General features: G+C 69.3%; 18 protein-coding genes. 10 read left to right on the top strand and 8 right to left on the bottom strand.

Annotated features, from left to right (window positions below; translation table 11 throughout):
- Window positions 1-212 precede the first annotated feature (212 nt).
- Window positions 213-3,500 (top strand): efflux RND transporter permease subunit, encoded by a 3,288-nt coding sequence (locus tag AC1D2K_RS09110; protein ID WP_478088106.1) that lies wholly within the window; start codon window positions 213-215, stop codon window positions 3,498-3,500.
- On the top strand, window positions 3,497-4,954 hold the full coding sequence (locus tag AC1D2K_RS09105) for an efflux transporter outer membrane subunit (RefSeq protein ID WP_478088104.1): 1,458 nt from the start codon (window positions 3,497-3,499) through the stop codon (window positions 4,952-4,954). The genes AC1D2K_RS09110 and AC1D2K_RS09105 overlap by 4 nt, the downstream gene beginning before the upstream one ends.
- Window position 4,955: 1 nt before the next feature.
- On the opposite strand, the gene AC1D2K_RS09100 is transcribed toward AC1D2K_RS09105, so the two are convergent.
- Window positions 4,956-5,822: a MurR/RpiR family transcriptional regulator gene (locus AC1D2K_RS09100; protein ID WP_478088102.1), complete on the bottom strand. Its 867-nt coding sequence runs from the start codon at window positions 5,820-5,822 to the stop codon at window positions 4,956-4,958.
- Window positions 5,823-5,946: 124 nt separating this feature from the next.
- On the opposite strand from AC1D2K_RS09100, the gene AC1D2K_RS09095 reads away from it, so the two are divergent.
- The 5 genes from AC1D2K_RS09095 to AC1D2K_RS09075 all read left to right on the top strand — a co-directional run bounded on the left by AC1D2K_RS09095 (window position 5,947) and on the right by AC1D2K_RS09075 (window position 10,541).
- Window positions 5,947-7,293: an aspartate aminotransferase family protein gene (locus AC1D2K_RS09095; RefSeq protein ID WP_478088100.1), complete on the top strand. Its 1,347-nt coding sequence runs from the start codon at window positions 5,947-5,949 to the stop codon at window positions 7,291-7,293.
- A gap of 99 nt (window positions 7,294-7,392) precedes the next feature.
- Complete coding sequence (locus tag AC1D2K_RS09090) at window positions 7,393-8,259, top strand: transporter substrate-binding domain-containing protein (RefSeq protein ID WP_478088108.1); 867 nt, start codon at window positions 7,393-7,395, stop codon at window positions 8,257-8,259.
- 13 nt (window positions 8,260-8,272) lie between these two features.
- The gene (locus AC1D2K_RS09085; RefSeq protein WP_478088098.1) at window positions 8,273-8,929 is read left to right on the top strand and encodes an aspartate/glutamate racemase family protein; all 657 of its coding nucleotides are present in this window, start codon (window positions 8,273-8,275) and stop codon (window positions 8,927-8,929) included.
- Between the two features lie 48 nt (window positions 8,930-8,977).
- Window positions 8,978-9,658, top strand: coding sequence for a GNAT family N-acetyltransferase (locus AC1D2K_RS09080; RefSeq protein ID WP_478088096.1), 681 nt, complete (start codon window positions 8,978-8,980; stop codon window positions 9,656-9,658).
- A gap of 58 nt (window positions 9,659-9,716) precedes the next feature.
- Window positions 9,717-10,541 (top strand): undecaprenyl-diphosphate phosphatase, encoded by an 825-nt coding sequence (locus AC1D2K_RS09075; RefSeq protein ID WP_478088094.1) that lies wholly within the window; start codon window positions 9,717-9,719, stop codon window positions 10,539-10,541.
- A 282-nt stretch (window positions 10,542-10,823) separates the two neighbouring features.
- Here the strand turns inward: AC1D2K_RS09075 and AC1D2K_RS09070 are convergent, their stop codons facing one another.
- From AC1D2K_RS09070 to AC1D2K_RS09045, 6 genes are all read right to left on the bottom strand, one after another.
- Complete coding sequence (locus tag AC1D2K_RS09070; protein WP_478088092.1) at window positions 10,824-11,717, bottom strand: alpha/beta hydrolase; 894 nt, start codon at window positions 11,715-11,717, stop codon at window positions 10,824-10,826.
- Between the two features lie 8 nt (window positions 11,718-11,725).
- Window positions 11,726-12,565, bottom strand: a complete 840-nt coding sequence (locus AC1D2K_RS09065) for a peptidase (RefSeq protein ID WP_478088090.1) — start codon at window positions 12,563-12,565, stop codon at window positions 11,726-11,728.
- Between the two features lie 26 nt (window positions 12,566-12,591).
- Entirely contained in the window at window positions 12,592-15,183 is a 2,592-nt protein-coding gene (gene mutS, locus AC1D2K_RS09060) for a DNA mismatch repair protein MutS (RefSeq protein ID WP_478088088.1), read from the bottom strand.
- 519 nt (window positions 15,184-15,702) lie between these two features.
- A complete protein-coding gene (locus AC1D2K_RS09055) occupies window positions 15,703-16,215 on the bottom strand; it encodes a hypothetical protein (RefSeq protein WP_478088086.1) in 513 nt (170 codons plus the stop codon).
- Window positions 16,216-16,333: 118 nt separating this feature from the next.
- On the bottom strand, window positions 16,334-17,173 hold the full coding sequence (locus AC1D2K_RS09050; RefSeq protein ID WP_478088084.1) for a siderophore-interacting protein: 840 nt from the start codon (window positions 17,171-17,173) through the stop codon (window positions 16,334-16,336).
- 5 nt (window positions 17,174-17,178) lie between these two features.
- Window positions 17,179-17,760: a PadR family transcriptional regulator gene (locus AC1D2K_RS09045; protein WP_478088082.1), complete on the bottom strand. Its 582-nt coding sequence runs from the start codon at window positions 17,758-17,760 to the stop codon at window positions 17,179-17,181.
- 64 nt (window positions 17,761-17,824) lie between these two features.
- Between AC1D2K_RS09045 and AC1D2K_RS09040 the strand changes: the two genes are divergently transcribed.
- Window positions 17,825-18,727, top strand: a complete 903-nt coding sequence (locus tag AC1D2K_RS09040) for an AraC family transcriptional regulator (protein WP_478088080.1) — start codon at window positions 17,825-17,827, stop codon at window positions 18,725-18,727.
- On the opposite strand, the gene AC1D2K_RS09035 is transcribed toward AC1D2K_RS09040, so the two are convergent.
- Window positions 18,724-19,239 (bottom strand): MarR family winged helix-turn-helix transcriptional regulator, encoded by a 516-nt coding sequence (locus AC1D2K_RS09035; protein WP_478088078.1) that lies wholly within the window; start codon window positions 19,237-19,239, stop codon window positions 18,724-18,726. The two genes, AC1D2K_RS09040 and AC1D2K_RS09035, sit on opposite strands and share 4 nt — an antisense overlap.
- 75 nt (window positions 19,240-19,314) lie before the next feature.
- On the opposite strand from AC1D2K_RS09035, the gene AC1D2K_RS09030 reads away from it, so the two are divergent.
- Both AC1D2K_RS09030 and AC1D2K_RS09025 read left to right on the top strand, forming a co-directional pair.
- A complete protein-coding gene (locus tag AC1D2K_RS09030; RefSeq protein WP_478088076.1) occupies window positions 19,315-20,196 on the top strand; it encodes an EamA family transporter in 882 nt (293 codons plus the stop codon).
- A gap of 77 nt (window positions 20,197-20,273) precedes the next feature.
- Window positions 20,274-20,495: a hypothetical protein gene (locus AC1D2K_RS09025; protein WP_478088074.1), complete on the top strand. Its 222-nt coding sequence runs from the start codon at window positions 20,274-20,276 to the stop codon at window positions 20,493-20,495.
- Window positions 20,496-20,756 lie beyond the last annotated feature (261 nt).

The following is a 20,756-nucleotide window of genomic DNA, read 5'->3' as shown; positions in this document are numbered from 1 at the left end:
GCCCTGGGCCGGCCGTTGAGGCACCGCCGAGCAGCGCAGCGGTACGCGGATCAGGGCTCGCGACTGTTTGAGCGAAGCGAGTTTGAGCGAGACCCCGCGTACCGCGAGCAGCGCAGGGCAGCCGCGAAGCGGCCGGTGACGTCGGCCGGCCCAGGGCATACCGCCCGCCGCCGCCCCCGCTGTCCCGGTGCAATGCAGCAAAGAGAGGCCCCATGAACCTCTCCAAACCCTTCGTAGAGCGCCCGATCGCCACGATGCTGCTCACCATCGGCATCGCGCTGGCAGGCATCGTCGCCTTCCTCGTGCTGCCGGTGTCACCGCTGCCGCAAGTCGACTACCCGACGATCTCGGTGCAGGCGAGCCTCGCGGGCGCCAGCCCGAGCACCATGGCCTCGAGTGTCGCCACGCCGCTGGAGCGCAGGCTCGGCATCATCCCGGGCGTCAACGAACTGACATCGACCAGCTCCAACGGCTCGGCCCGCGTCACGCTGCAGTTCGACCTGAGCCGCAACATCGACAGCGCCGCGCGCGAGGTGCAGGCCGCGATCAACGCCGCCCGTGCCGACCTGCCGGCGACGCTGCGCAGCAACCCGACCTATCGCAAGCGCAACCCGACCGCGGCGCCGGTCGTGATCCTGGCGCTGACCTCCAAGACCCGCACGCCGGGCCAGATCTACGAGGCGGTGTCGAACATCGTGAGCCAGCGGCTGTCGCAGGTCGAGGGCGTCGGCGAGGTCGAGATCGGCGGCGGCTCGCTGCCCGCGGTGCGGGTCGAGCTGGAGCCCTTCGCGCTCAACCGCTTCGGCATCAGCAGCGAAGACGTGCGCGCCGCGATCCAGGCCAACAACGCCAACCGGCCCAAGGGCGCGATCGAGAGCGACGACCGCCGGCTGCAGATCTATACGCCGGCGCCGGGCCGCCATGCCTCGGAGTACCGCGACATGGTGATCGCCTGGCGCAACGACGCCGCGGTGCGCCTGGGCGACGTCGCGCGCGTGATCGACAGCGTCGAGAACACGCGCACCCTGGGCCTCTTCAACGGCGAGCCGGCGGTGATCGTGCTGGTCACGCAATCGCCGGGCGCCAACATCATCGAGACGGTCGATGGCGTGCGCCGGCTGCTGCCCGAGCTGCGCGCGCAGCTGCCGCAGGACATCGATGCCCAGGTCGCCTCGGACCGCACCAACACGATCCGCGCCTCGCTGCGCGAGATCGAGGCCACGCTGATGATCTCGGTGGTGCTGGTGGTGCTGGTGGTGGGCCTCTTCCTGCGCAAGGCGCGCGCCACCATCGTGCCGGCGGTGGCGACCGTGGTGTCGCTGCTCGGCACCTTCGGCGTCATGCACCTGCTGGGCTACAGCCTCAACAACCTGAGCCTGATGGCGCTCACGGTCGCCACCGGCTTCGTGGTCGACGATGCGATCGTGGTGCTGGAAAACACCACCCGCCACGTCGAGGCCGGCATGAACCGGGTCGAGGCGGCGCTGCGCGGTGCCCGCGAGGTCGGTTTCACGGTGCTGTCGATCAGCCTGTCCCTGGTGGCGGTGTTCATCCCGCTGCTGTTCATGGGCGGGCAGGTGGGGCGGCTGTTCCGCGAGTTTGCGGTCACGCTGTCGGCCGCGGTGCTGATCTCGCTCGTGATCTCGCTGACCACCACGCCGATGCTGTGCGCCATGCTGCTGCGCAGCGAGGCCGAGGAGGGCGCCAAGACGCCCGGGCGCCTGCGCGCCTGGTTCAGCCGCCAGGCGGAGCGGGCCTGGAACGGCACGCTGCGCATGTATGCGCACAGCCTCGACTGGGCGCTGGCGAGCAAGGGCGTGGTGATGGTGGTGCTGCTGGCGGTGATCGGGCTCAACGTCTACCTGTTCAACGCCATCCCCAAGGGCTACTTCCCGCAGCAGGACAACGGCCAGCTCAATGCCGGGCTGCGCACCGACCAGAGCATCTCCTCGGCGGCGATCGCCGACAAGCTGCGCCAGGCGGTGGACATCATCCGCAAGGACCCGGCGGTCGACACCGTGGTCGGTTTCTCGGGCGGCGGCCGCTCGGGCGGCGGCTTCATGTTCGTCAACCTCAAGCCGGTGGCGCAGCGCAGCGAGAAGACGCAGGCCGTGATCGACCGCCTGCGCCCCCAGCTCAACCAGCTGACCGGCCTGCGCGTGTTCCTGAGCCCGGTGCAGGACCTGCGCATGGGCGGGCGATCGAGCAACTCGAGCTACCAGTACACGCTCAAGAGCGACAACCTGTCCGACCTGCGCGCCTGGTCGACCAAGCTGGCCAATCGGCTGCGCGACGAGACCGCGCTGACCGACGTCGACAGCGACGATGCCGACAACGGCGTCGAGACCTTCGTCGACGTCGACCGCGAGGCCGCCGCGCGACTCGGCGTGACGTCGGCCGCGGTCGACAACGCGCTCTACAACGCCTACGGCCAGCGCTCGGTGGCGACCATCTACGACGAGCTCAACCAGTATTCGGTGGTGATGGAATGGGCGCCGCGCTTCCAGCGTTCGCCGATCGTCCTGAAGGACCTCTACGTGCCGTCGACGCTGCAGACGACCACCAACGCGAGCGGCCAGTCGATCACCAGCTCGATCAAGAACACGACCGACGCCAATACCGGCACCTCGACCACGGTGTCGGCCAATCCGGCCCTGCGCACCGCCTCCACCGGCCAGCAGATCGCCACCGACACCACGCTCATGGTGCCGCTGTCGGCCTTCGCCAAGCTCAGCGAGCGGGCCGTGCCGACCTCGATCGACCACCAGGACACCGAGCTCGCGAGCACGGTCTCGTTCAGCCTGGCCGACGGCGTCAGCCTGTCGGACGCCAAGCGCATCGTGGCCCAGGCCGAGGCCGACATCGCGATGCCGATCAACGTGCGCGGCAGCTTCCAGGGCACGGCGCTGGCGGCGCAGCAGTCGCAGGGGCAGCAGTGGTTCCTGATCCTCGCCGCGCTGATCGTGATCTACATCGTGCTCGGCGTGCTCTACGAGAGCCTGGTGCACCCGATCACGGTGCTGACCACGCTGCCCTCGGCCGGCGTCGGCGCGGTGCTGGCGCTGCTGCTGTTCCGCATGGAGTTCTCGATCATCGCGCTGATCGGCGTCTTCCTGCTGATCGGCATCGTCAAGAAGAACGCGATCCTGATCATCGACTTCGCGCTCGAGGCCGAGCGCGCGCGCGGGCTCACGGCCGTGGAGGCGGTGCGCGAGGCCTGCCTGCTGCGCTTCCGCCCGATCCTGATGACCACGCTGGCGGCCGCGCTCGGCGCGCTGCCGCTGGCGATCGGCTTCGGCCTGGGCTCGGAATTGCGCCAGCCGCTGGGCGTCGCGATCATCGGCGGGCTGATCGCCAGCCAGCTGCTGACCCTCCTGACCACGCCGGTCGTCTACGTGCTGCTCGACAAGCTGCGCCGGCGGCCCGCCAACGAAAAGTACCTGAGCCGAGCGGCCGAGTCCCCCCTGGCCCGCGCGCCCGACATTGCCTCGAACCCATGACCGCATCGAAACGCTTTATCCCCAGTCGACCCGTGGCACTGGCCCTGGCGGCGCTGCTGGCGGGCTGCGCCGTCGGACCGGCCTACGAGCGGCCGCCCATGGCCGCGCCGGCGGCCTGGAAGTCGGCCCCGGCCGCCGCCGGCTGGCAGCCCGCCGCGCCGGCCGACGCCTTCGACCGCGGCGAATGGTGGAAGCTCTTCGGCGACGCCACGCTCGACGGCCTGGCCGCACGCGTGCAGGTGTCGAACCAGAACATCGCCACCGCGGTCGCCAACTACGCGCAGGCCCAGGCGCTGGTGCGCGGCCAGAGGGCGGCGCTGTTCCCGCAGGTCACGCTCGACGGCAGCGTGCGGCGCACCGGCGGGCGCGACATCTCGGCCGCCACCGCCTCGGCGGCCGTGCTGGGCGTCGATTGGCAACCGGACGTCTGGGGCCGGCTGCGCCAGGCGGTCGACAGCGCGCAGGCCAATGCCCAGGCCAGCGAAGCCGACCTGGCCGCGGCGCGCCTGTCGGCAGTGGGCGACCTGGCGACCAACTACTTCTCGCTGCGCGAGGCCGACGCCGAAATCCGCATCCTCGACGACACGCTCGAGGGCTACCAGCGCAGCCTGCAGATCACGCGCAACCGCTATGCCGCCAGCATCGCGGCCCAGAGCGACGTGCTGCAGGCCGAGACGCTCTACGCCAACACCCAGGCCGAGCGCGCCGCGCTGAAGCGCAACCGCGAAGCGCTCGAGCATGCGATCGCGGTGCTGGTCGGCGTGGCGCCGGCAGACTTCAACCTGCCGGTCGCCGAGTGGAACGTCGAGGTGCCCGGCGTGCCGACGGAAGTGCCCTCGACCCTGCTCGAACGCCGGCCCGACATTGCGGCAGCCGAGCGGCAGGTGGCGGCGGCGAATGCGCAGATCGGCATCGCGCGCTCGGCCTACTACCCCAACTTCGGCCTGAGCGGCGGCATCAGCTCCAGCTCCTCGCGCGTGGGCGACCTGTTCAATGCCTCGAACACGCTGTGGTCGCTGGGCCTCTCGGTGGCTCAGGTGGTGTTCGACGCCGGCGCGATCGGCGCCAGCGTCGATGCCGCCAAGGCCGGCCACGAGGCCTCGGTGGCCCGCTACCGCCAGACCGTGCTCGCGGCCTTCCAGAGCGTGGAGGACCAGCTCAGCGCCGGCATCAGCCTGGCGCAGCAGGAGGGCCTGCGGCGCCAGAGCTCGGCCGCGGCCGACCGCACCGAGCAGCAGTTCCTGAACCGCTACCGCGCCGGCACCATCGACTACACCAGCGTGGTGGTGGCGCAGGTGTCGGCGCTCAACGCGCGGCGCACCCTGGTGCAGGTGCAGGCCAACCGCCAGACTTCGGCGGTGGCACTGATCCAGGCGCTGGGCGGCGGCTGGCATGCCGAGTGGATGGAGCCTTCGCCAAAGCCGGTCGCAGAGGCCGCGCCAGCCAGCTCCTGAGTCAGCCCCCGCGCAGCCGCGGCGCCTGCAGGTAGGCACCCGACTCGAACAGCTGCGTCTCGGCCTGGTCGATGCGCTTGACCACCGGCTTGCCGGCGCGGCTGGCCAGCAGCTCCAGCAAGGCCTCGGTCAGTGCCGTGCCGGCGGCGACCGAGGGGAAGAACGACGGGCTCTGGATCGCGAACAACAGCGTCTCGTCGGCCAGCAGCGACAGCGGCGAGGCCGCGCTGTCGGTCAGCGCGAGCACCTTGCAKCCGGCCGCCTTGGCGGCTTCGGCCACCTGCAGGGCCTCGCGCGAGTAGGGGGCGAAGCTGGCGACGACCAGCGCATCGCCCTTGGCCATCGCGCGCTGCTGCATCTCGAGCGAGCCGCCCTGGCCGTCGATCAGCTGCACGCTGGTACGGAACATCCGGTAGACGTAGACGAACGAGAACGCGATCGGAAAGCAGGCCCTGAAGCCGGCCGCGTGCACCGTGGGCGCCTTCTCCAGCAGGGCGCAGGCCTTCTGCAGCGAGGCCGCRCTCTGGCGCTGCGTGGCCTCGAGGTTGTGCCGCTGCACCTCGAACATCTCCTCGACCAGGCTGCGGTCGGCGGCGCGGCCGACCAGTGTCCGGGCGCGCTCGCCGTAGGCTTCCGGACCGAGTCCCATCTCCGAGGCCACGGCCTCCTTGAACTGCGGCCAGCCCGCATAGCCCAGGTGCTGCGCGAAGCGCACCAGCGTGGCCGGGGTGCCGCCAGCGCGCGTGCCGACGGTGCGCATCGAATGCGTGACCACGTCGTTCGGATGGTCGAGCACGTACTTGGCGACCTGCTGCAGGGCAGGGCTGAGGCCGGCGTAGCGCTGGCGCAGATCGTCCTTGACGCCCATGGGATTTCCTTTTTGGTTTGGAACGAATGTACCGGAAGGAACCAAGGTGTTCCATCGTCCCTTGACGGAACAAATGTTCCAAATAATAATCTGCCCGGTACATTGGTTCCAAATTCAGAACGCCATGACGCACGTCTTCCATCGCCATCTCCACCACACGCCGCCGGTCGCGACCTCCGCCAGCGACATGACGATCCGCGATGCCGCCGGCCGCGACTACCTCGACGCCTCGGGCGGCGCCGCGGTCTCGTCGCTGGGACACGGGCACCCGGACGTGATCGCCGCGATGCACGCCCAGATCGACAAGCTGGCCTACGCCCACACCAGCTTCTTCACCACCGAGGTGGCGGAGCAGCTCGCGGACGAGTTGGTCCGCACCGCGCCCGAGGGCATGAGCCATGTCTACCTGGTGAGCGGCGGATCGGAGGCCGTCGAATCGGCGCTCAAGATGGCGCGCCAGTATTTCGTCGAGAACGGGCAGCCGCAGCGCACCCATTTCATCGCCCGCCGCCAGAGCTACCACGGCAACACGCTGGGGGCGCTGGCGGTCGGCGGCAACGCCTGGCGGCGCGAGCCCTTCGCGCCCCTCCTGGTCCCGGCCACGCACGTGGCGCCGTGCTACCCCTACCGCGAGCAGCGCGACGGCGAGACCGTCGAGCAGTACGGCCTGCGGCTCGCGGCCGAGCTCGAAGCGGCGATCCTGGCGCAGGGCGCGGACCGCGTGATCGCCTTCGTGGCCGAGACCGTGGGCGGCGCTACCGCCGGCGTGCTGACGCCGGTGCCGGGCTATTTCAAGGCCGTGCGGGAGGTCTGCGACCGCCATGGCGTGCTGCTGATCCTCGACGAGGTGATGTGCGGCATGGGTCGCTGCGGCACGCTCTACGCCTGCGAGCAGGAGGGCGTGGTGCCCGACCTGGTCACGGTCGCCAAGGGGCTCGGCGGCGGCTACCAGCCGATCGGCGCGGTGCTCGCGCAGCGCCGCATCGTCGAGGCGATGTCCCAAGGCAGCGGCTTCTTCCAGCACGGCCATACCTACCTCGGCCATCCGGTGGCCTGCGCGGCCGCGCTGGCGGTGCAGCAGGTGATCCGCCGCGACGGCCTGCTGGCCAAGGTGCGCGACGACGGCGAGGCGTTCGGCGCCATGCTGCGCACCACGCTCGGCAACCATCCGCACGTGGGCGACATCCGCGGCCGCGGCTTCTTCTGGGGTGTCGAGCTGGTGGCCGATCGGGCCACCAAGACGCCGTTCGCGCCCGGGCTGCGGCTGCACGCCTGGGTCAAGAAGGAGGCGATGGCGCGGGGCCTGCTGTGCTATCCCTTCGGCGGCACGGTCGACGGCCGGCAGGGCGACCACGTGCTGCTGGCGCCGCCCTTCATCGCGACGCGGCAGGACCTGCAGGAGATCGCGAGCCGGCTGGCCGCCGCGGTCGACGCCGTCACGCGCGCGGTCGGTGCGCCACAGGCGGGCTGAAGCGCCGCCCGGACGTCCCCCTTTGTCGTTCTTCAACCTGCTTCGAGGAGTTGTTCCATGGCCTTTGGTCGTCTGTCCACGCATGCCTGCGCCACCCTGATGGCGATCTGCGCGCTGGTCCCGTTCACGCCCGTCCAGGCCCAGGAGGGCGGCACGCTGGCCAGGATCAAGGCCAGCGGCGCCATCACCTTCGGCTACCGCGAGTCGTCCTTCGGCTTCTCGTACCTCGACAGCAACCTGAAGCCGGTCGGCTACAGCATCGACATCTGCAACCGCATCGTCGAGGCCGTGAAGACCGAACTGAAGATGCCGGCCATCGAGATCCGCTACCAGGCCGTGACCTCGGCCAACCGCATTCCGCTGGTGGCCAACGGCACGGTCGACATCGAGTGCGGCTCGACCACCAACCTGGTCGAGCGGCAGAAGCAGGTGGCGTTCTCGCCGGACATCTTCCGCTACAACGTGCGCATGCTGGTCAAGGCCGATTCCGGCATCCGGAGCATCGCCGACCTGCAGGGCAAGACGGTGGTCACGACCACCGGCACGACGTCGTTCCGGCTGCTGCGCGATGCCGACAAGGGCAAGAACCTCGAAGTCGTCAACGTTGCGGCCAAGGACCATACCGAGTCCTTCCTGCTGGTCGAGAACGGCCGCGCCCAGGCCTTCGTGCTCGACGACATCCTGCTGGCGGGCCAGATCGCCAATGCGCGCAACCCGAAGGATTTCCTGATCACCGGCGAGAGCCTGCGCACCGAGAACCAGTCGCTGATGCTGCGCAAGGACGACCCCGAATTCAAGGCGCTGGTGGACCGCGTGGTCGGCGGCATGATGAAATCAGGCGAGATGGAGAAGCTCTACCACCGCTGGTTCATGTCGCCCATCCCGCCGAAGAACATCAACATCAACTACCCGCTCAATGCCGAGACGAAAGACGCGTTCGCGAATCCTTCGTCGAAGGGCATCTGAACGCTTTTCGACCATGACCCGCATTGCCCTCATCCACGCCCTGGCGCATTCGGTCGCGCCCATCAACGAGGCGATGGCGCGCGACTGGCCCGAAGCCGTCCGCATGAACCTGCTGGACGACAGCCTGTCGGCCGATCTCGCACGTGGCGGGCGAGGGCTCGACGAGGCGATGCACGAGCGCTTCCAGCGCCTCGCGCAGTACGCGGTCGATACCGGGGCGCAGGGCATTCTCTTCACCTGCTCGGCCTTCGGCCCCTGCATCGAGGCGGTGGGGCGGCGGCACCCGGGCATTCCGGTGCTCAAGCCCAACGAGGCGATGGTGGCGGAAGCGGCGGCAGGCACCGGCAAGCTGGGCCTGATCGCCACGTTCGCGCCGACGCTGGAATCGATGCCCCCCGAGTTTCCCGAGGGCGTCGGGCTCGAACTCGGGCTGGCCGAGGGGGCGCTCGATGCGCTGAATCGCGGCGACGCGCAGGGGCACGACGAACGCATTGCCGGCGCGGCCCGGGCCTTGCGCGAGCGCGGCTGCACGCGTCTCGCGCTGGCCCAGTTCAGCATGGCGCGCGCCCGGGGCGCCTGCGAGGCCGCATCGGGGCTGACCGTGCTGACCACGGTCGACAGCGCGGTGCGCGCGTTGCGGCGGCGCGCCTCGACCGAGTCTGAAAGTTAGCGGACGCCTTCAGACTCGCCGATTCGAGCCGTTAGGATCGTATTCACGATGCACCAGCTCCTCGACAACATCGCCTGGAACACCCTCTCGGGCCCTCATGCGAAGTACGCCACCGGCACCGACCGCGCGCGCCGATATGCCCCCGGCTTTTCTCCGATCGTCGGCTTCGCGAATGCCGAACATCCCGATCTCGATGCCCTGACGCCGTTCTGCGAGCCCGGCGATCATTTCTATTGCATGGACTGGTCGGGCACGGCGCCCGCGGGCTGGCGGATCGACCTGGATTCGACCATGTTCAGGATGGTCTGGGCGGGGGGCTCGCTGCCCGACGACGACCAGGCCTTCGACGCCGTTGCGCTCGGGCCGGAACACGCGGCGCAAGCGGTCGCGCTGGCGGCGCTGACCCGTCCCGGCCCCTTCGGTTCGAGGACCCCCGAACTCGGCGACTACTTCGGCTGCTTCGAAGGGGAGCGCCTGATCGCCATGGCGGGCGAGCGCATGTGTGCCGGTGCGCTTCGCGAGATCAGCGGCGTTTGCACGCATCCCGATTTCCAGGGCCGGGGCCTCGCGCGCCAGCTGGCTGCGAAACTGATCCGCCGCCAGCTGCAGCGCGGGGAGACGCCGTTCCTGCATGTCATGCGGGACAACGAGAGCGCTCATCGGCTCTACGCCCGGATGGGTTTCCGCGACCACCGCGAGGTGGTCGTTCGCGTGATCTCGCGGTGTTGAGCTGAACGGATCCTGACCGCCGCCATCGCGATAATCGACGCTCTTTCAAGGAGTGCGCGTGGATATCGTATTGCTGGCCAAGGCCGCCGTCATGGGCATCGTCGAGGGCCTGACTGAGTTTCTTCCCATCTCGTCGACCGGCCACCTGATCCTCGCGGGCTCGCTGCTCGGCTTCGACGACGACAAGGCCAAGGTCTTCGACATCGCGATCCAGACCGGCGCGATCTTCGCGGTCATCCTGGTCTACTGGGAGAAGATCCACTCGACCATCGTCGCGCTGCCGCGCCAGCCGAAGGCGCGGCGTTTTGCGCTCAATGTGCTGATCGGCTTCCTGCCGGCGGTGGTGCTGGGCCTGCTGTTCGGCAAGGCGATCAAGGCGCATCTCTTCACGCCGACCGTGGTGGCCAGCACCTTCATCATCGGCGGCTTCATCATCCTGTGGGCCGAGAAGCGGCCGCCGGGCTCGGTGCGCATCGAGCATGTGGACGACATGACGCCCTGGGACGCGCTCAAGGTCGGCCTGGTGCAGTGTTTCGCGATGATCCCGGGCACCAGCCGCAGCGGCTCGACCATCATCGGCGGCATGCTGCTGGGGCTGTCGCGCAAGGCGGCGACCGATTTCTCCTTCTTCCTCGCGATCCCGACCCTGATCGGCGCCGGCGTCTACAGCCTCTACAAGGAACGCGCGCTGCTGTCGGTGGCCGACATCCCGCTGTTCGCCGTCGGCCTGGTGTTCTCGTTCCTGAGCGCCTGGCTCTGCGTGCGCTGGCTGCTGCGCTACATCAGCACCCACGACTTCGTGCCGTTCGCGTGGTATCGGATCGCCTTCGGCATCGTGGTGCTGGCGACGGCGTGGAGCGGTGTGGTGGTCTGGGCAGACTAAGAAAACACCCCCGAAGCGCCTGCGGCGCCCCGAGTCGCTGCCGGAGGCAGCGGCTCTTCGGGTCCGTCCAAGCCTGCGCAGGCAGGCTTGGAGCCGCGGACCTCAGCCCCTCCAGGGGGCGATACCGGCGGCCCGGCAAAGCCGGTTCCGCGGTATCCCTGGTAGCGGATTGCGCCGGTGTCATGTGTCGCAGGCGTGGTCAGGCCGATGACGAGGCACGCGCCGATCAATGCCGCACGCCAGGTCCGGCGGATCGGAAGTCGGTTCACGGCGCGCGGAACGTCAGCCCAGCAGGTTGCGCAGCGAGGCTTCCACTGCGGCCGCGGTGGCGATCGGCTTCTCCATCGGGAACAGGTGGGTGCCGTCGAGCATCATGATGCGGCCCTTGGTGACCAGCTGGGTCATCGCCATGCCGACTTTCCGCATCTCGACCGACTGCCGCCCGCCGACGAACGCCGCGGGGCATTTCAGCGGATGGGCGCGCAGCAGGGCGCCCAGGTTGTGCGGGATCGTTTCGTAGATCGCGGTCTCGACATCGCGGTCGAAGCTCAGCGCCCGCGAATTGGCCCCCACGCTCGGCACTGACGTGTCCTTGCTGCCCCCCGAGGGGGCCCTCGCGCCTTGGGGCGGCCCGGCGTCGCTCGCATCGTCGACGTCGAAGGTGCCGTGCTCGATGTAGTCGCGCAGCACGCGCTGGTCCCACTTCGCGAACGCCTTCTTGCCGCGGAAGTGCTCGAACACGGCCTCGCGGTGCTCCCAGGTGTTGCGGCGCTTGCGGCTCACGATGCCCGGCGACACGCTCTTCATGAGCGGCGTGCGCTTGATGAGATTAATGGTGCCCGCGCGCCAGCCGCCGATCAGCGGCGAGTCGAGCAGCACGACGCCGCGGGCGAGCTTGGGGTGGCGCGCGGCGCACATCAGGCTCAGGAAGCCGCCGAGCGAATGGCCGACCAGCAGCACCGGCGCGCCCGCGCGATCGGCACTTTCCTGCGCGAAGTCGGCCAGTTGCTGCACCAGGTGCGGCCAGTTGTCGGTGACCGGATACTTCGGGTCGTGGCCGAATTTTTCGAGCGCATCGATGTCGAAGCCGCGATTGCGCAGGCTGTCGAGCATCACGCGGTAGGTGCTGGCGGGAAAGCTGTTCCCATGCGAGAAGATGACTGGCGGCAACCCCATGACCGCGCTCAGATCAGCTTTTCTTCGGGGGTCGTGATCTTGCGCAGCGGGCTGTGCCGCGTCGCCGGCATCTTCAGCGGATGCTCGGTGTAGGCATCGTCCCAGACCGGGTCCTCGATGCTGTCGAACACCTCGCGCAGCTTCTGGCCCCAGCTGTTGTGCATCATCCGGTAGTAGGGATTCTCGGCGTCGATGCAGACCACCTTGTCGGTGCGCAGGCTGTTGGCCTCATACACCACGAGGTCGAGCGGCAGGCCGACCGAGAGATTCGACTTCATGGTCGAATCCATCGACACCAGCGCGCACTTGGCGGCTTCGTCGAGCGGGGTCTCGGGTGTCAGGACGCGGTCGAGCACCGGCTTTCCGTACTTCGACTCGCCGACCTGGAAGTAGGGCGTCTCGGTGGTCGCTTCGATGAAATTGCCGGCCGCATAGACCAGGAACAGGCGCATGCCCTCGCCCTTGACCTGGCCGCCGAAGACGAAGGAGACGTTGAAGTCCAGTCCGGCGTGCTTGAGCGCCTCGGCATCGCGGTCGTAGACATGGCGCACCGCCGAGCCCAGCACGCGGGCGGCGTCGAACATGCTCCTGGCATTCCAGATGGTGATCGGAGGGCTTTCCTCGCCGCTTTCCTTGGTCTCGCGCAGTTCCTCGATCTGCAGGATCTCGCGCACCGACTGCGAGATGCTCAGGTTGCCGGCCGACAGCAGGACCATCACGCGGTCGCCCGGCTGCTCGTAGACGATCATCTTTCGGAAGGTGCTGATGTGGTCCACGCCCGCATTGGTGCGTGAATCGGACAGGAACACCAGTCCGGCGTTGAGTTTGATGCCGACGCAGTAGGTCATGAGGTCTTCTTGCACGAATCGGACCATCAGCCGATTTCGCGCGCCTGGAGTTTCTTGAGTGTGTAGAGCGCTTCGAGCGCCTCGCGCGGGCTCATCGCGTCGGGATCGAGCGCTGTCAGCGCGGATTCTACGGCGCTGGCCAGCGGCGTCTCGGCCACCGGCGGCGGCGCGAAGAGGTCGACCTGGGCGCGTGTCTTCGTCTGCTGGGACTCCAGCGCCTCGAGCGCCTGCCGGGCGTGGTTGACCACGGCCGCGGGCATGCCGGCCAGCCGCGCCACCTGGATGCCGTAGCTCTTGCTCGCCGGGCCGGGCTGCATCTCGTGCAGGAACACGATGTCGCGGCCGGCTTCGGTCGCGCTCACGTGCATGTTGACCGCGCCATGGTGCGTCGCCGGGAACTCGGTGAGCTCGAAATAGTGGGTGGCGAAGAGGGTGAAGGCGCGCGTGCGGTCGTGCAGCTGGGCGGCGATGCCGGCCGCCAGCGCCAGGCCGTCGAAGGTGCTGGTGCCGCGGCCGATCTCGTCCATCAGCACCAGCGAATGGGCGGTGGCGCCATGCAGGATCTGCGCCGCCTCGGTCATCTCGAGCATGAAGGTCGACTGCGCGTTGGCCAGGTCGTCGGCCGCGCCGATGCGGGTGTGGATGGCGTCGATGGGCCCGAGCCGGCAGCCCGCGGCCGGCACGTGGGAGCCGATGGAAGCCAAGAGCACGATGATCGCGACCTGCCGCATGTAGGTCGACTTGCCGCCCATGTTGGGGCCGGTGATCACCTGCATGCGCTGCTGGGGCCCGAGCCGGGTGTCGTTCGCGATGAAGGCGCCCGATGATTTTTCGGCGAGGCGCGCCTCGACCACCGGATGGCGGCCCTGGTCGATCTCGATGCAGGGATGGGCGACAAAACTCGGCGCCCGCCAGTGCAGCGTGTGCGAGCGCTCGGCCAGGGCGCACAGGGCATCCAGCGCGGCCAGCGCGGCGGCCAGCCGGGTCAGGGCTGCCACCGAGGGCTGGAGGGCGTCGAGCAGCTGCTCGTAGAGCCACTTCTCGCGCGCCAGGGCGCGATCCTGCGCCGACAGCGCCTTGTCCTCGAAGGCCTTGAGCTCGGGCGTGATGAAGCGCTCGGCGTTCTTCAGCGTCTGGCGGCGGCGGTAGTTGTCGGGCACCTTGGCCAGCGCGCTCTGCGTGACCTCGATGTAGAAGCCGTGCACGCGGTTGAACTGCACCCGCAGGTTGCTGATGCCGGTGCGCTCGCGCTCGCTGGCTTCGAGCTTGAGCAGGAAGTCGTCGCAGTTCTCGCTGATGGCGCGCAGCTCGTCGAGTTCGGCGTCGTGGCCGCTGGCGATGACACCGCCGTCGCGTACCAGGGCCGAGGGTTCGGGATGGACCGCGGCCACCAGCAGTTCGACGCAGCCGGCCGGCGGCGCGAGCCGGCCGGCGATCTCGGCCAGCAGGGGCGCCGAGCCGGGCAATGCGGGCGACAGGTGCTCGGCCTTGGCCAGCGCCATCCGCAGCGCCACCAGTTCGCGCGGACGCACCTGCCCGAGGGCGATACGCGCCGCGATGCGTTCGACGTCGCTGGTGTTCCTGAGCTGCTCGCGCAGCGTGCGCCAAGGCGCGGAAGTGCCGCCGGGCGCGGTGGCCTGGAGTGCCTCGATGGCTTCGAGCCGGGCCTGGGCGTCGCCGCGGTCGCGCCGCGGCGCCAGCAGCCAGCGCTTGAGCCGCCGGCTGCCCATCCCGGTCATGCAGGTGTCGAGGAGCGAGAAGAGCGTCGGCGACTCCTCGCCGCGCAGGGTCTGGACCAGCTCGAGATTGCGCCGGGTGGTCGGCGGCAGCTCGATCAGCTCGCCGTCGCGTTCGACCGCGAGCCGCTGCACGTGCGACAGCGCGCGGCCCTGGGTGTGCTCGGCGTAGCCCAGCAGCGCGGCGGCCGCGGCATGCGCGTTGGTCAGCCCTTCGGCATTCCAGGCGGCCAGATTGGCGCTGCCCATCTGCTCGCACAGCTTGCGCTCGCCCAGGCCACCGTCGAACTGCCAGGCCGGCCGCACCGAGAGCGTGAAGGGCGAGGTGCCGCGGGCGGCCTTCAGCCGCTGTTCGAAGCCTGGCGTGACTTCGGCGCTGTAGAGCAGCTCGCTGGGCGCGATGCGGGCGATCCAGGCTTCGAGCGCGTCGGCCGGGCATTCGGCCAGCCGCAGTTCGGCGCCGGTGACGCTGAGCCAGGCGAGGCCGCAGAAGTTGCGCGAGCCTGCATGCACCGCCAGCAGCAGGGATTCGCTCTTGTCGTTGAGCAGCTCGGCGTCGGTCAGCGTGCCGGGCGTGACCACCCGCACCACCTTGCGCTCGACCGGCCCCTTGGCCGCGCCGACCTCGCCGACCTGCTCGCAGATCGCGACCGATTCGCCGAGCTTGATCAGCCGCGCGAGGTAGGTGTCGACCGCGTGGAAGGGCACGCCGGCCATGATCACGGGCTGGCCGGCCGACTGGCCGCGCTGGGTCAGCGTGATGTCGAGCAGGCGCGCCGCCTTCTCGGCATCGCCGTAGAAGAGCTCGTAGAAGTCGCCCATCCGGTAGAACAGAAGCGTCTCCGGATGGTCCGCCTTGAGGCCCAGATACTGGGTCATCATGGGGGTGTGTCCGGACGCATCCGGCTTCGCAGACCCTTGATTTGCAAGGGGTTTTTTCAGAGTCCCGTGGATTTCACCGGGGCTTTCACGATCGACGGCTGGCTGATTCAAATGGCGGACACCTAACGAAACTTGGCTGCACTCGCGCCGCATGTCGACGCGTGCTGCAAAGCGCTTGCAGCCGGGCCGGCACATTATGGTTGACGCGCACAGGCGCCGAGCTTCGACCCAGGCACGGTCGGCGGGTAGATTCCGCGCCGGGAAGGGACTGCCTGTTTTGGAGGCACCGTGTCGCAGGCCCCGCCAGGCAACGATCTCGGCTGAAGCCAGCACGGTTCTCCACAGCGTTGTCCCCATAAATTAGGGAAAACCCGGACTTTGTTGGCCGTCTCGCGCAGACCGGGCGAAACCTCCGGGCAAGGCCGTGATCGCCCGTGATTGCCTCCAAATGGCGTCAGGCGGCACAATGCCGCGGCCCGATGGGTTGCTTCGCCCCCCAAAGGCGGCCCGGGGGGCGTTTCAGGCCTGGCCGCGGCGCCGGCGGGCGACGCGCACGGCATCGACCCAGGTGTCGATGTTGAAGCGCTGGCCCGAATCCGCGATGCGCGCGGACGTGATGCGGTGCAGGGGCAGCCGCCGGCCATCGCCGGGCAGTTCGCCGTGGCCGACGATCACTTTCTTTTGCAGGTCCAGGTGATCGACCTGCAGCGTGCATTCGACCTTCCGGTCGTGGGCGTCGACGTAGCGGACCCGGATCCGCGGCGTTTCGTCGACGATGGCATGCTCGCCCTTGCCCTGGATGAACCATTCGGGAAGGGTGTCGGGGACGGAGTCGTCCGAGGGGCCGATCCCCCCGCGCACGGTCGGGATCTCCAGCGGCACGTGGCCCGATCGCACCCGCGCGGCTTCGATGCGGCGTTCCGCCTCGCGGCGCACCGCGATCCGGCGCCAGGCCCACATCGCGCCGAACAGCAGCAGCACGCCCGTCAACGGGGCAATCAAGAACTGCCATTGCGCCAGTTCGAAGCTCATGGCATGCCTCCTTGGCGCTATCGCCTTCCAATGCCTAAGTGTTCAAAGCAAACGCGAAATTCTCGGCACCTGACCGGCGAGTGTCAAACGGCCGCGTGGCATAGCGCGTTTGGGGGGCTCAATCCTCGTGGGGTTCGTGCGTGGCGATCGCGCCGCGGCGCCAGTAGCCGGAGGCCTTGACCCACTTCGGATGGGCGCCGCGTTCAGCCACCAGGTGGGCGCGAATCGCCTTGGCGGCGACGGATTCGCAGGCCACCCAGGCGTGGAAATCGCCCGGGGGAAGCGCCTGTTGACGCAGGGCGTCGAGCAGCGCGGCGCCCGTGCCGGGCTCGGCCCCGCGACGGTGCAGCCAGCGAAGGCTGAGCGACGCCTGCGTGTCGAAGGCGATTTCGTCGGCCTCGCTATCGACTTCCGCCAGCACCACCGCACGGGCGCCGGGCGGCAGTTCGGCCAGCCGACGGGAGATCGCGGGCAGGGCCGTGTCGTCGCCGATCAGCAGGTGCCAGTCGAAGGCGGTCGGGATGAGGAAGGAGCCGCGCGGGCCGCCGACGCCGACCATGTCGCCGGGGCGGGCCGCTTCGGCCCATTGCGTGGCCGGGCCGGCGTCGTGCAGCGCGAAATCGATTTCGAGCGTGCCGGCCGCCGGGTCGTGGCGGCGCGGCGTGTAGTCGCGCATCGCGGGCTTCGGGCCGGTCGGCCAGACCGGGCCTTCGGGCCCGGCCGTCGGCACGGCGAGCCGCCCGGTCGCCGTGTCGGGGAAGAAGATCTTCGCGTGGTCGTCGAAGCCGGGGCTGGTGAAGCCCGCGAGTTCGTCGCCGCCGAGCGTGACGCGGATCAGGTGCGGCGTGATGCGCTGCACGGTCTGCACCTGCAGCTTGCGAAACCGCAGGTCGTGGCGCACACGGCGCGGCAGGCGGTCGGGGGTGGTGGGTGGGGTGGCGCAAGAGGTTTCGGTCATGAGATTCAGATGCGTTCCAACTGTTGGGCGGCGCTGTCGAGCACCGCGGCGAATTCGTGGGCTTGTTGTTCGGTGAGAGGGGCTCCGGCGAGGCGCAGGCGCATCGCGAGCTTGAGGTTCTCGATGGCGCGCACCACCTGCGGCGGCCGGCCGGCACGCGGTCCGGCGCCATCGACGCCGCCGTCCATGCGGGCCATCATCTCGTCGGTGGTGGCACGGTTGGCGGCGAGGAAATCCAGGCCGCCGGCGGTGATGCTGTAGCGCTTGCGCCCGCCGCCATCGGCGGCATCGACGCTGACATGGCCGAGTTCCTCGAGCAGCGTGAGCGTGGGGTAGACGATGCCCGGGCTCGGGCTGTAGCGGCCGCCGAGGCGCTCCTCGATGGCCTTGATGAGCTCGTAGCCGTGGCTCGGCTTGTGGGCGATCAGCTGCAGCAGCACGAAGCGCAGCCCGCCGTGGCCGAAGACCCGGCCCCCGCCGCCGCGGCTGCCGCCGCGATGGGCTTCGCTTTCGGCACGCCCGCCGCCAAGACCGTCGGTGTGTTCACCGCGCCGGCTGCCGTGTAAAAAGCCCTTGAAAGCTCGCATGATGGTCCTCGATGTCGATATCTGATTTTATAAAGATATATCTAAATAGAGTCGGAGTCAAGGTTTGAGCACACCGCGCCACACCTACGTCGCACGCATCAATCGCGTGACCGACCACATCGACAGCCATCTGGCGGAGCCGCTCGATCTCGCGACGCTGGCCTCGGTGGCGCACTTTTCGGCCTGGCATTTCCACCGCGTGTTCCAGGCCATGACCGGCGAGACGCTGGCCGATCGCGTCCGGCGGCGCCGGCTGGAGGTGGCGGCGACCCGGCTGCTGCTCGTTCCGCCCGAGCCGGTGCTGGCGATCGCGCTCGACGTCGGCTTCGGATCGGCGGCGGTGTTCACGCGCGCCTTCGGCGCCCACTTCGGCGTGACGCCGACCGCATGGCGGCGGGGCGGATCCCGGGCCTGGGCCGAGCAGCGCCGCGTCGAACTCGGCAAGATCCATCAAGCCGAACGTACGGTGCCTCCGGCGGCGGGGGACGAACGGATCAAGGTCGTGCTCAAGACCCTGGCGCCGGCCCGCGTGGCCTTCCTGCGGCATGTCGGTCCCTACGGCAGTTCCGCCATCACGCGCACCTGGCGACGCTTCGCCGCCTGGTGCGACCCGCAGGGGCTGATGCAGCCGCGCCGCCGGATGTACGGCATCGCGCATGACAACGCGGACCTCACGCCGCCGGAGCAGTGCCGCTACGACGCCTGCATCGAGGTCGACGCCGGCTTCCGGCCCGCGCGCGAGATCGGCGTCCAGGAACTTCGCGGCGGCCGCTACGCCTGCATCGATTTTCAGGGCACGGCGGCCGAGATCCACGCCGCCTGGGTGCAGCTGTGCGACTGGCTGCCCGACAGCGGCTACCAGGCCGACGACGCGCCGCCGGTCGAGGTCTATGGCATGGACTTGGCACTCGACGCGCAGACCGGCGCCTTCAGCTGCGCCCTGTGCATGCCGGTGCGGCCGCTCTAGGTGTTGCCGATCGGCTCCAGCACGGCGAGCAGGCGCGACAGGCGGGCGTCCAGCGCGGCCAGGTCCGAAGGCTTGAGGGCGGCAAGGATCCGGTGCTCGTTCTCGACATGCGCCTCCACGGCGCGGTCGATCAGCGCGAGCCCGTCCGGCGTCAATTGCACCAGCATGCTGCGTGCGTCATCGGGGTGCGGCAGGCGCTGCACCAGGGCGCGCGCCTCCAGCCCCTTGAGCCGGTGCGTCATGGTGCCCGAGCTCACCATCAGCGCCGAGAACAGGGCCGTCGGCGCCAGCCGGAAGGGCGCGCCGGAGCGCCGCAGCGTGGCCAGCACGTCGAATTCCCAATGGGTCAGCTGGAAGGCCGCAAAGGCCTCGTCCAGCCTTCGCTGCAGCAGGGCGGAGCAGCGGTTGATGCGCCCGATCGGCCCCATCGGGGCGACATCCAGGTCGGGCCGCTCCCGGTGCCATTGACCCAGGATGACGTCCACCGCGTCCGGCTGTCGTTCCGTTCCCATTCGCCAAGTCCTCAGTTGTCTTGAGTTCAAGATTATCTGCTACGCTACTTATCTTGAATTCAAGATAAATAGATGATGGCCGAACAAAAACTCATCCGCTGGAACGAGGTGCTCCTGACCGCCCTCGCGCCCGCCATCTGGGGCTCCACCTWTATCGTCGCCACCGAACTGCTGCCGCCGGACCGGCCGTTCACGGCGGCGTTGCTGCGCTGCCTGCCGGCCGGCCTGCTGCTGACGCTGTTTGTCCGGCGGCTGCCCGCGCGGCGCGACTGGGGCCGGCTGGCGCTGCTCTCTGCGCTGAACATCGGCTTCTTCCAGGCGTTGCTGTTCGTCGCCGCATACCGGCTGCCTGGCGGTCTGGCGGCGGTGGTGGGCGCGATCCAGCCGCTGCTGGTGATGGGCCTGGCCTGGGCGCTGGACCATCGCCGGCCTGCGCGCCTGGCCGTGGGCGCGGCTCTGCTGGGGATCCTCGGCATGGCCGCGCTGCTGTTGTCGCCGGGCGCTGCCTGGGACCCGGTCGGTATCGCGGCGGCCCTGGCCGGGGCCGCGTGCATGGCCGCCGGCACCTTCCTGGCGCGGCGCTGGCGGCCCGATGTGCCGGTGCTGGCCTTCACCGGCTGGCAGTTGCTGGCGGGCGGCCTGATCCTGCTGCCGTTGGCCTTGGCGATCGATCCGCCGCTGCCGGCGCTGAGCGCGGTGCAAGTGCTGGGCTATCTCTACCTGTCGCTGGTCGGCGCCTTGCTCGCCTATGTGCTGTGGTTCCAGGGCATTGCGCGCCTGCCGTCGGTGGCCGTGTCATCCCTCGGTCTCTTGAGCCCGTTGACGGCGGTGATCCTGGGCTGGGCCCTGCTGGGCCAATCGATGACGGGCCTGTCGCTGGTCGGCCTCCTGATGGTGCTCGGCAGCATCCTGGCCGTGCAATGGGCCGCCAGCCCGGATGCCGGCGGCAAAACGTGACGAAATGCCGGTCCGGTCTGTGGGTGTATTGCGCAGGGGGGTCTTGAAAACTAGGGTAAACCCCTAAAATAGCAGGCATGACCGCATCGACCTCCTATTTCCCCCGCAACCCCAAGTTCACCGACGCATTCGAGCGTGACCTGGCCAACGACGATGTGCGCCACATCGGCCGCGACGAGCCGTCCGTCTTTGCGCCGGCCCTGAATCGCCTGGGCGCGGGCTTGCGCGCCTTGGTGCGCACCGTGCACTTCCTGCGCGCCTCCGCGCAGCGCCGGGCCCTGGGCATCCAGGCCAGCTGAGCCCCAGCGGCCCACGAAAAAGCCCCTTGCGAGGGGCTTTTTTTGTTGCCGCACCAAGGCCGGCGCAGCCAGGCCCGTTGGTGAAACACCGCGGAACTGGCTTTGCCAGGCCGCTGGTGTTGCCCCCGGTCGGGGGTGGGCGCCCGACACGAAGTGCGGGCAACCTGGGGGCGAGCAACAGTGCCACCGCGGAACTGGCTTTGCCAGGCCGCTGGTGTTGCCCCCGGTAGGGGGTGGGCGCCCCGACACGAAGTGCGGGGC

The organism is Variovorax sp. P1_H12_2, from assembly GCF_056405335.1.
The sequence above is the reverse complement of the archived record's forward strand: the minus strand, read 5'-3'. Positions and strand labels throughout refer to the sequence as shown.